10 protein-coding genes are annotated in these 10334 nt (G+C 67.6%); 8 read left to right on the forward strand and 2 right to left on the reverse strand.

The features are described from left to right. Positions 1 to 413 precede the first annotated feature (413 nt). The 3 genes from AB0F86_RS11665 to AB0F86_RS11675 all read left to right on the forward strand — a co-directional run bounded on the left by AB0F86_RS11665 (position 414) and on the right by AB0F86_RS11675 (position 2249). Positions 414 to 623, forward strand: coding sequence for a hypothetical protein (locus tag AB0F86_RS11665; RefSeq protein WP_356985920.1), 210 nt, complete (start codon positions 414 to 416; stop codon positions 621 to 623). Between the two features lie 41 nt (positions 624 to 664). After that, positions 665 to 1429: an aspartate/glutamate racemase family protein gene (locus AB0F86_RS11670; protein WP_356985919.1), complete on the forward strand. Its 765-nt coding sequence runs from the start codon at positions 665 to 667 to the stop codon at positions 1427 to 1429. 79 nt (positions 1430 to 1508) lie between these two features. Next, on the forward strand, positions 1509 to 2249 hold the full coding sequence (locus AB0F86_RS11675; RefSeq protein WP_356985918.1) for a DNA alkylation repair protein: 741 nt from the start codon (positions 1509 to 1511) through the stop codon (positions 2247 to 2249). On the opposite strand, the gene AB0F86_RS11680 is transcribed toward AB0F86_RS11675, so the two are convergent. Both AB0F86_RS11680 and mftR2 read right to left on the reverse strand, forming a co-directional pair. Further along, complete coding sequence (locus tag AB0F86_RS11680) at positions 2246 to 3301, reverse strand: ferredoxin--NADP reductase (RefSeq protein ID WP_356985917.1); 1056 nt, start codon at positions 3299 to 3301, stop codon at positions 2246 to 2248. The two genes, AB0F86_RS11675 and AB0F86_RS11680, sit on opposite strands and share 4 nt — an antisense overlap. Before the next feature lie 37 nt (positions 3302 to 3338). Next, positions 3339 to 3977 carry a mycofactocin system transcriptional regulator MftR2 gene (gene mftR2 / locus AB0F86_RS11685; RefSeq protein WP_067485219.1) on the reverse strand — a complete coding sequence of 213 codons (639 nt, stop codon included), beginning with the start codon at positions 3975 to 3977 and terminating at the stop codon, positions 3339 to 3341. Positions 3978 to 4140: 163 nt separating this feature from the next. On the opposite strand from mftR2, the gene mftA reads away from it, so the two are divergent. The 5 genes from mftA (at position 4141) to AB0F86_RS11710 (ending at position 10144) form a co-directional block, all read left to right on the forward strand. Next, on the forward strand, positions 4141 to 4245 hold the full coding sequence (gene mftA, locus AB0F86_RS11690) for a mycofactocin precursor MftA (protein WP_067485222.1): 105 nt from the start codon (positions 4141 to 4143) through the stop codon (positions 4243 to 4245). Positions 4246 to 4247: 2 nt separating this feature from the next. Further along, on the forward strand, positions 4248 to 5738 hold the full coding sequence (gene mftC / locus AB0F86_RS11695) for a mycofactocin radical SAM maturase (protein WP_356985924.1): 1491 nt from the start codon (positions 4248 to 4250) through the stop codon (positions 5736 to 5738). Positions 5739 to 5880: 142 nt separating this feature from the next. Beyond that, a complete protein-coding gene (gene mftF / locus AB0F86_RS11700; protein WP_225278593.1) occupies positions 5881 to 7278 on the forward strand; it encodes a mycofactocin biosynthesis glycosyltransferase MftF in 1398 nt (465 codons plus the stop codon). Between the two features lie 10 nt (positions 7279 to 7288). Then, positions 7289 to 8668, forward strand: coding sequence for a mycofactocin system GMC family oxidoreductase MftG (gene mftG, locus AB0F86_RS11705; protein ID WP_356985916.1), 1380 nt, complete (start codon positions 7289 to 7291; stop codon positions 8666 to 8668). A gap of 105 nt (positions 8669 to 8773) precedes the next feature. Beyond that, positions 8774 to 10144, forward strand: coding sequence for a GAF domain-containing protein (locus AB0F86_RS11710; protein ID WP_225278595.1), 1371 nt, complete (start codon positions 8774 to 8776; stop codon positions 10142 to 10144). The last annotated feature ends 190 nt before the right edge of the window (positions 10145 to 10334 follow it).

The raw sequence follows: 10334 nt of genomic DNA on the forward strand, positions 1-10334 counted from the left end.
TTGGTGCCGTGTGGCTGGGAGTGCGGTAGGTGGCGCACTTGGGTGATGCGGGGCCGCTGGGAGTGCGGTAGGTGGCGGACTTAATTGGTGCCGTGCGGCTGGAAGTGCGGTAGGTGGCGCACTTGGGTGATGCGGGGCCGCTGGGAGTGCGGTAGGTGGCGGACTTAATTGGTGCCGTGCGGCTGGGAGTGCGGTAGGTGGCGCACTTGGGTGATGCGGGGCCGCTGGGAGTGCGGTAGGTGGCGGACTTAATTGGTGCCGTGTGGCTCGGAGGGCGGGAGGTGGCGGACTCGAGTGAGGGGTTAGTTCGCGGTGTGGCGGACTGCCGGTGAGGGCACGGATCGCTGGCGGTGCTTGCCTAGTGCAGGCAAACGATTCTGTCCCCGGCACGCGGATCGGATTACTCTGGCGCTGTGGGGATTTCTGAGTACGCACCTGGCGACGTGGTCGTCTTTTCGCACGGTCCGTTCGGTGGGATCTGTGCTGTCGTCCAGTCCGTTGATACCGGGCGGTCGACGCTCGGGCTGGAGTTCGCTGTGGGGACCACGCACCGGGAGGGCGGGGTGCTGCGGGAGGATCGGCATCGGTTGACCGTTGGGTTCGACGAGGTGGAGTTGCTGTAGGCGGGACGGGGGGCCTCGCGGGGCTGTAATACGGTGGACCCGTGATCGTCGCGCTTATCGATTCGGGTCTCGGCTTGTTGCCGACGGCCGCGTGGCTGCGCAAATTGCGACCCGATGTGGATCTGTTGCTGCTGCTCGATCCCGAGGGTGCGCCGTGGGGGCCCAAGCCGGAACAGTGGGTGGTCGAGCGGGTGCTAGCGACGGCGCGGCAGGCGCTGGCGCTGGGGGCCGAGGTGATCGTGCTGCCGTGCAATACGGCGAGTGTGACGGCGTTGGCTCAGGTGCGCGCCGAGGTGGGGGAGTCGGTGCCGGTGATCGGCACGGTTCCGGCGATCAAACCCGCTGCGGCGCAATGTCGTTCGGTTGCGGTGTGGGCGACGGCGGCGACGACGGCCAGCCGTTATCAGGCCGACCTCATCGCCCGCTTCGGCGGTGAAGCGAAGGTTGTCGGGGTGGCCTGCCACGGCCTGGCCGACGCCATCGACCGAGGTGACGTGCCCGCGATCAACGCCTCGATCGCCGATGCCGCCGCCCGCACACCCGCCGATGTGGAGGGCGTCGTGCTCGGCTGCACCCACTATCCGCTGGTCGTCGACGCCATCGTCGCCGCATTGCCGGACGGTGTGCGCCTGTTCGACAGCGCTCAGGCCGTCGCCGCCCAGACTGTCCGCAAGATGGACGAGCTGGGCAGGCCGACCACCGGCACCGGAACGGTCATCGTCCGCACCAGCGGTGAACCGGGGGAATTGCCTACCAGCGCAGCGACTTTCGAGTCGGGCCGCCTGCTGGGCGCCGTCGGCCTCTGACGTTCCGGTCCGGGTGGTGCGGTGACCGGGAGGGTGTCCTGTGGTGTTGAATGCGCATAACCGACCCTGGAGGTGCGTTGTGACCGAGGCTCCCACCGCCGACGACGTACGCGCCGCGCTCGCCGAACACGCCGACCGGGCCGACGCGCGACACCTGCAGCGCTTCTTCAAAACCGGCCCCGGTGAATACGGCGAGGGCGATGTCTTCCTCGGCGTCGGCGTGCCGGCGAGCAGAAACGTCGCCAAACGCTTCACCGCCTTACCCCTCGACGAGGTCGACGAACTCCTCGACAGCCCGATCCACGAGGAACGCCTTGTCGCCCTGCTCGTTCTCGACGCGAAGTTCGCCACCGCGTCGAAACCACGCACCCGCGACGACAAGGCCCGCGAGGAAATCGTCGACCGCTATCTGGCCGCCGTATCCAGGGGTCGCGTCAACAACTGGGATCTGGTCGACTCGTCGGCCGAATACATCCTCGGCGCCTGGTTGCTCGACAAAGACCGCACCCTGCTTTTCGACCTGGCGCACAAGGATTCACTCTGGGACCGCCGAGTGGCCCTGCTCTCGACCTTCGCCTTCATCCGCGCCGGTGACGCGACAACCACTCTCGCCCTGGCCGAAGAATTACTCGATGACCACCGCGACCTCATCCAGAAAGCCCTCGGCTGGATGCTGCGCGAGGTCGGCAAGAAGGTCGACCCGGCGCTGCTCACCGGCTTCCTCGATGCCAACGCACGCGAAATGGGCCGCACCGCATTGAGTTACGCGACCGAACACCTCGACAAGGAGCAACGCGCCGCGTATCGGGCGATGCGCTAGAACTGGATCTTCAGGTGGTCGGTCACCGGCCGCGCCTGGCAACCGAGGATGTAGCCGTTCTCGATGTCCTCGGGGTCGAGGATCTCCGAATTCTCCATCTCCACTTTGCCTTCCAGCACCGTGCAGGCGCAGGACCCGCATTCGCCTTCCTGGCAGGAGTAGGGCACGTCGAGGCCCTTGTCGAGCATGATGTCGACCAGCGTCTGCTTGCGCGGCCAGCTCAGCTCGTGCACCTGCCCGTCGAGCTCCACCTCGACGGTCGCGGCGTCGGCGGCCTCCTCCTCGGACACCTCGGCGGGCGCGTGGTCGGCGAACGGGTCACCGGCCAGCGAGTTGAAGATCTCGGCGTGGGTACGGCTGCGCGGCACGTCGAGCGAGGCGAGCGCGGTGTGCACGAGGTCCATGAACGGCTTCGGCCCGCACATGAACGCCTCGTAGGCGGTGTAGGGGCTCACCAGGCGGGCGAGCATGTCGGCGGTCGGCAGGCCGAGCAGCGGTTCGAGCCAGTGGATGACACTGAGCCGCTGCGGGAACTTGCCGACCAGTTCGCGCAGCTCGTCGGCGAAGATCACCGAGCCGGCGTCGCGGTTGGCGTAGACCAGCACGATCTTGCCGCTGCCCTGGGCGAGCGCCGACTTCAGGATGGAGATGACCGGGGTGATGCCGCTGCCCGCCGCGAACAGCAGCAGATCGGTGTCGAGGTCGCGGGGAGTGAACACGCCCGACGGCGGAAGTACTTCCAGCTCGTCGCCGGCGCTGATGTTGTCGCACAGCCAGTTCGAGCCGTAGCCGCCCTCGGTGCGTTTCACGGTCACCTTGGGTAGGTCGTCGGTGAACGGCGAGCTCGCCAGCGAGTAGCAGCGGGCCACCGAGCCGGTGAGCTCGCTGGGGATGCGCAGGGTGAGGAACTGCCCGGGTTGGTAGGCGAACCGTTCGCGCAGCTCGTCGGGCACCTCGAAGACCACGGAGCGGGTATCGGCCGTTTCGGCGATGACTGCGGCGACCCGCAGTACCACCGAGCGCGAGCCGTGCGGAACCTCGACTGTGGTCATGTCGTCCTCTCGAACAAAACTAGAACGTGTTTCAGTTTCATGCTAAGTCCGGACGCGCCTGCAGGGCAAGCTGCGCCTCGAGCCCGGCCACGAGCACCTCCATCCCGAAGTCGTAGGAGTACTTGCCGCGCAGGTCGGACATGTACTTCGTGGCACGGGCCACCGCTTCGGGCAGCAGCACGTCCGCGGGGGCGGAGCGGTCACGCGGATTCACCCTGCTGCGGCCGAACAGGTAGGTGTGAATGGTCGCGTAGGCGGCCAGCACGTTGCGATCGGAGAATCCCGCGTCGAACAGGATCTCCATCACCGCTTCGATCAGGTCGAGCTGCTTGCCGAGCATCTGCTCGAGCAGGATGTCGCCCAGGCCGGGATGCCTGCGCAGTTTATCGTCTATCTGATCGATCAGATCGCGCAGGCGTACCTGCCACGGGCCGGACTCGCGCGGCGGCTTGCGCACGCCGACCAGCGCCGCGCTGGCGACCAGGTCGAGCAGTTCGCGCTTGTCGGCGACGTAGTAGTAGGGCGCCATCGGCGACACCCCGAGCTCGCGCGAGAGCCTGCGCATGGACAGCTTCTCCACGCCGTCCTCGCGTACTACGCGCAGCGCCGCCTCGACGATCTCCGCTTCCGAGAGTGTCGAATTCGCGCCGCTGCCGACCCCACCGTGGTTACGCAAGCCTCTGCCTCACCTCTACTGCCGCTGGGCTCTCGGGCCCCTTCCGTCCTGCTCCCGGAAGTCTAGATGTCGTGGCCCGTCCGGTGAGTTTTTCCGAATCCCGCCTTTATGGCAGTGACTGACGTTAAAGTCGCGAGTGACCGTCAACACATGGGAGGTAGTCATGGCCGAGAACCCGGCACCCGCGAGCGAGGACACCGGCGAGGACCTGATCGCCGAGACGCTGATCGAAGAGGTCAGCATCGACGGCATGTGCGGCGTGTACTGACCATGGCGGCAGGCGTGCTCGATCTCGATGCCCGATGGGCGCTGCATCCCCGGGTCTCCTTGCGTCCGGAGTCCTTCGGTGCGCTGCTGTACCACTTCGGCACCCGCAAGCTTTCGTTCCTCAAGAGCCGCGAGCTGGTCGACGTGGTCCGGTCGCTGCCCGCGCACCTTTCCGTGCGGGAAGCGCTGCACGCCAAGGGCTTCAGCGCTTCCACGGCATACGTCGAGGCACTCGACCAGCTGGCCCGCACCGACATGATCGTGCCCGCGCCTGGCCCGGTCACGCCGATGGAACCGAGCCCGCCTGCCCCGGCCGGCGCCCCGCAGGGCGGACGGCTCATCGACCGCTTCGAGTCCGGTCTCGCCGCGCCGATCTGCCTCACCTGGGAACTGACGTACGCGTGCAACCTGTCGTGCGTGCACTGCCTGTCGTCGTCGGGTCGCCGCGACCCGAACGAGCTGAGCACCGAGCAGTGCAAGGCGCTGATCGACGAGTTCGAGCGCATGCAGATCTTCTACGTCAACATCGGTGGCGGTGAGCCGACCGTGCGCCCGGACTTCTGGGAGCTGGTCGACTACGCCACGGCCCACCATGTGGGGGTCAAGTTCTCCACCAACGGGGTTCGGATCAACCAGCAGGTCGCCGCCCGGCTGGCCGCCAGCGACTACGTCGACGTGCAGATCTCCCTCGACGGCGCCACCGCCGAGGTCAACGACGCCGTGCGCGGTCCCGGCTCCTACGACACCGCCGTCAAGGCGTTGGCGAACCTGGCCGACGCGGGCTTCCGCGATGCCAAGCTCTCGGTGGTCGCGACCCGCCACAACATCGCCCAGCTCGACGAATTCAAGGCCATCGCCGACCGCTACGGCGCCACCCTGCGCCTGACCCGCCTGCGTCCGTCGGGCCGTGGCGCCGACGTATGGGACGAGCTGCACCCGCTGCCCGAACAGCAGCGCGAGCTCTACGACTGGCTCGTGCGCAACGGCGAGGGGGTGCTCACCGGCGACTCCTTCTTCCACCTGTCGGCCTTCGGTTCGGCCCTGCCCGGCCTGAACATGTGCGGTGCGGGCCGGGTGGTGTGCCTGGTCGACCCAGTGGGCGATGTCTATGCCTGCCCGTTCGCCATCCACGACCGGTTCAAGGCCGGAAACATCCTCACCGACGGCGGTTTCGACGGTGTGTGGACCAACGCCGAACTGTTCGCCGAACTGCGCGAGCCCGTCGACGGCGGCGCCTGCACCAAGTGCAGCCACTACGACGCCTGCCGTGGCGGGTGCATGGCCGCCAAGTTCTTCACCGGTCTGCCCGCCAACGGACCCGACCCGGAGTGTGTGCAGGGGTACGGGGAGGCGGCGTTGTCGGCACCTGGTCGGGTCGTTCCGCGCCCGGCCGTCGACCACTCGCGGCCGGTGCGCGCCCGCACCCGGGTGTCGCTGCCGCTGACCGTGCGCCAGCCACCCGCCAAGGCGTGCAACGAAAGTCCGCTCGGGTAGTCGCGTCGCGGTTGCCAGCGGTGCGCTGCCGATCTTGCTCGACACGTCAACTAAGCGGTCGGAGCGGCATTTCGAGCGGAGTTTCTTCCTTTTTTCTGGGGTGATGATGTTTGGCGGACCAAGTGCGAATAGCATGCGAGGAATGCGCCATGATCGTCTGCCCGACGGCTTCGGGGTACGGATCGATCCACGGGTACGCGCATTTTCCGGGGGTCGGATCCTGATCGGCGGATCGCCCGCACGGATGCTGCGCCTGGCACCCGAGGCCGCCGAATTGATCGGCGACGGGTACCTCGAGGTCACCGATACCAAGTCCGCGATCGTCGCCCGCAGACTCCTCGACTCCGGGGTCGCCAACCCGCGACCCCGGCTGCTGCCCTCTCCCGACGACGTCACGGTCGTCGTCCCGCTCTACAACAACGCCGACGGACTCGTGCGGCTGCTCGGCTCGCTGCGCGGACACAATGTGATCGTCGTCGACGACGGTTCCGACGAACCGGTGCGCATCCCGCCCCGGTCGGGGCGCGGTCAGGTGACGGTACTACGCCACGAGCGCCCACTCGGCCCGGCCGCCGCCCGAAATGCCGGGTTACGCGCGGCGTCAACCGGTTTCGTCGCGTTCCTCGACTCCGATGTGGTGCCGCGCAGCGGCTGGCTCGAGGTGATGCTCGGGCATTTCAGCGATCCGCAGGTGGCGCTGGTCGCGCCGCGCATCGTCGCCCTGGATTCGGAGTCCAACGCTCTGGCCCGCTACGAACACACCCGCTCCTCGCTGGATCTGGGCAGGCGCGAGGCCGCGGTGCACGCACGCGGCATCGTGTCGTACGTGCCGAGCGCGGCATTGCTGGCCCGGCGCGCGGCACTGCTCGGTGAGGGCGGGTTCGACGAATCCATGCAGGTGGCCGAGGATGTCGACCTGTGCTGGCGGCTCGAGCGGGCAGGTTGGCGCTTGCGCTACGAGCCGGCCGCCCACGTCGCCCACGATCACCGGGTCGAGTTCCGGGCCTGGTTCACCCGAAAGCTGTTCTACGGCACGGGCGCCGCGCCGCTGGGCAAGCGGCACGGGGAGATGGTCTCGCCGCTGAGCGTGCCGAAGTGGACGGTGCTGGCCGCGATCCTGTTCGCCACCATGTCGAAATGGGGGCTGCTCGGCGGGCTGGTCACCTTGGCGACGGCGCTCATCCGGATGCGTCGGGTGTTCGCCGAACTCGATAATCCCACCCGCATCGCGGCGGTGTATCTGGCGCGCGGATTCTTCGCCGGACTCTGGCGACTGGCTTCGGCGATGTGTCGTGACTATTGGCCGGTGACGCTGCTCGCGGTGCTCGCGTCGAAGCGGATCAGGAAGATCGCGGTCACCATGGCACTGGCCGACGGACTGGCCGATTGGTTCACCCATCGCGATTCCGGTGGCCTCGATCCGCTGCGCTATGTGGCCTACAAGCGGCTCGACGATGTCGCGTACGGGACCGGGCTGTGGCTCGGCGTCATCCGGGCACGCAGCTTCGAGGCGTTGAAGCCGCACGTTCCGCCGAACTGAGCTGTCCGCGTTGCCGAACACTCTGGTGGTCGGGGCCGGTTCGGCGGGGTGTGTGCTCGCGGCTCGGCTCAGTGACGACCCGGCCCACACGGTGCTGGTGCTCGAGGCTGGACAGGTGTGGCCCGCAACCGCCGACATTCCCGCCGAACTGCTCGACCCCGGCCATCTCCCGGTCGGGCCGGAGTCTGCGGTGCTCTGGCGCTACGCGGGAAACCTGGTGCGTGGCAAGCTGATCGGTGGTTCCGGGGCGATCAACGGCAGCTATTTCATCCGGCCGCCCGCCGCGGGCTTCACGGACTGGAACAGCGAGCGATGGACCTTCGACACGCTGCTGCCGTTCTTCCGGGGCCTGGAGAACGACCTGGATCACGGCACCGACCCCGGCCACGGCACCGACGGTCCGATCCCTGTTGTCCGGACCGCGCAGCCCACTCCGTTCAGCGCCGAATTCGCCGAACGCTGCGCCGCAGCCGGATTGCGCGAGGTCGCCGACCTCAACGCGCTCGACGCACCGGACGGCTTCGGACGGGTACCACTCGCGATCTCGGGAAATCGGCGAGCCGGACCTGGCATCACCCATCTCTATCCGGTCCTCGATCGGCCCAACCTCACCGTCATCGGGGAGACGACGGTGACGCGCCTGGTCATCGAAGGCAGCCGGGCCGTCGGTGTGAAATGGGTGCGCGGCCGCGAATACGGACGCACCGACGCCGACCGGATCGTGCTCTGCGCGGGCGCCGTGGAATCGGCCGCACTGCTGCTGCGCTCGGGTATCGGACCCGAGCGGCAACTTCGCGCACTCGGCATTCCGGTGGTCCGGCCCGCCCCCGTCGGGACGTGGTGCACCGACCACCCCGAGGTCGGCGTCGAGTTCCCCGGCCCCGAACCGGCCGCGTCGGCCGTCGCCCTCGAGTACGTGCTCGAACACGACGACCTCGAATTCCGCCCGTACACACCAGCCTTCACACCCGGCCTGCGCAGGCTCGGGGTGGCGCACATGCGGCCGACCGGCGCCGCCGAACTGACATTGCGATCGGCCGACCCCACCGTGCCCGCCCATATCGATCAGAGCCGGCTGCTCACCGCTGCGGACCGGGCAAACCTGCGCGCGGGCGTGGAGCTGGCGTGCGAACTGTTCGACCTGAGGTTCGGCCCCGTCGACGACCACTGGCTACGTGCCAATAGTGGGACGTCCCAGCATCTGTCCGGCACCTGCCGGATGGGTCCGGCGAACGACGAGCAATCGGTCGTCGACGAGCTCGGCCGCGTGCACGGAATCGAAGGATTGAGAATCGCCGACCTTTCAGTCGTCCCGGTGCCGCTGACGCGCGGTCCGCAGGCCACGGTAGTGACGCTCGCCGCAGCCATAGCGGCGTGCTACACGGTGTGACGGAGTGACATCCGCTAGCACAATGTGACCTGCGGGACAAACCCGCACTTCTGGCGTTTGGCCCGATAACTGCCCGGTACAGTTTGTAGCGGGAAAGAAAGGCAAATGGTCAGCAATCTTGCAGGTGGGCGGCCCCCACGGCAGGCTACGGAGGCGGGCGCTCAGCTCGGTGCTCTGGAAGCCTATGCCGCACAGGCCCATGGTTTTCTCAGTGCCGGTGGTGAACAGCTGACCCAGCTGGCCGGTCTGTTGCGTCCGCTCGTTCTCGAGTCCTGGTTACGCAGCGTACGCGGTGGGATCGATCCCACCGATATGGTCGACGGTCGCGGTCTGCGCGGTGCCGACCTGGTGCGGTATCGCGATGCCCACCCTATCGCCGCCCTCATGCCGTTGATCGACAAACTGCTGGTCCAGGACGCGGCGCGGGCGGGACTCATCGTCACCGTCGCCGACCAGTTCGGCCGGGTGCTCTGCGTGCACGGTCATCCCGACCAGGTCGCCGCGGCCGCCGAGATCGGCCTGCGCGAAGGCGACGACCTCAGCGAACGGCGCATCGGCACCAATGCCGTCGGCCTCGTCGTGCGCACCGGCCGAGCCACCTGGATCCACGGACCCGAGCACTTCCTGCATCGCATGCACCAGATCACCGGTGCGGCGGCACCCGTGCACGAGCCGGACGGCAGGCTCGTCGGGGTGTTGATGATTGCCGGCGGGATGCGGGTGGCCAAGCCGGAAATCCTCGCCCTGGTCAAGGCCGCCGCCACCGCCGCCGAGATGGATCTGGTGCTGCGAGCCATGCGGGCGGGCCGAGGCGAAACCACCTCGGTACGCGGAAGCGATCCGGCAACCGAACCCGAAAAGGCGAGGCTGGCGCTCGATGTGCTCGGGCTGGGGCAGCCGCACTTGAGCGTGGCGGGGGAGCGGGTACCGCTGTCGCAACGTCATGCCGAGATCCTGCTGTTGCTCACCGAGCATCCCGAGGGTCTGGGTTCGGATCATCTCGCGCTGCTGCTCGACGACACCGATCTGGACAACGGCACGATCCGCGCCGCCATGTCGCGGTTGCGCGCGGTGGTCGGCGCGACGGTGGTCGCCTCGCGCCCATACCGCTTACAGGTGCATGTCGCAACCGATGTGGAGGCGCTGCGGGCCGCGCTGGATTCCGGTGATATCGAATCCGCATTACGGTTGTACGCCGGTCCGGTGTTGCCGCGATCCTCGGCGCCGGGCATCTGCGACCTCCGTGACGAGTTGCGGGTGCGGCTGCGTACCGCGGTGCTCGCCTCGGCCGACCCGGCTGTGCTGCGCCGGTGGACCGCGGGTCAGGAGGGGCGCGACGATGCTGCGGCCTGGGCCGCCTATCGGGCGACCGTCGATCGCGATTCACCCCTGTATGCGCAGATCGAAGCCAAGATCCGGGTGCTCGATCGGCGCCTCGGTGCCGATGCAACGCAGATGCAACGTTTCGGCTCCTAGTCTCCCGTTCTGAAAGTGTGCTAGCTCACATATCTGTGGCCGATGTGTTGGAGCGCACACTCATGGCCAGGTCGTGCCCACCTTCGGAAACGGACTGGACGCCCGTCTGACTTTTTTATCGGAATAAGTTCCGTTTTATTAACTGAACGCCTAGTGTCGGCACTGCATGGACAGGCGCCATGTGATGTAG

Origin of the sequence: Nocardia sp. NPDC023733 (assembly GCF_040639775.1) — a bacterium.
GTDB lineage: Bacteria > Actinomycetota > Actinomycetes > Mycobacteriales > Mycobacteriaceae > Nocardia > Nocardia rosealba.

What these genes read in the sequence shown, in the direction of transcription:
- AB0F86_RS11710 (WP_225278595.1), top strand. Translation starts at nt 8,774, where the DNA reads ATGGTCAGCAATCTTGCAGGTGGGCGGCCCCCACGGCAGGCTACGGAG.
- mftA (WP_067485222.1), top strand. Translation starts at nt 4,141, where the DNA reads ATGGCCGAGAACCCGGCACCCGCGAGCGAGGACACCGGCGAGGACCTG.
- AB0F86_RS11680 (WP_356985917.1), bottom strand. Translation starts at nt 3,301, where the DNA reads ATGACCACAGTCGAGGTTCCGCACGGCTCGCGCTCGGTGGTACTGCGG.
- mftC (WP_356985924.1), top strand. Translation starts at nt 4,248, where the DNA reads ATGGCGGCAGGCGTGCTCGATCTCGATGCCCGATGGGCGCTGCATCCC.
- mftF (WP_225278593.1), top strand. Translation starts at nt 5,881, where the DNA reads ATGCGCCATGATCGTCTGCCCGACGGCTTCGGGGTACGGATCGATCCA.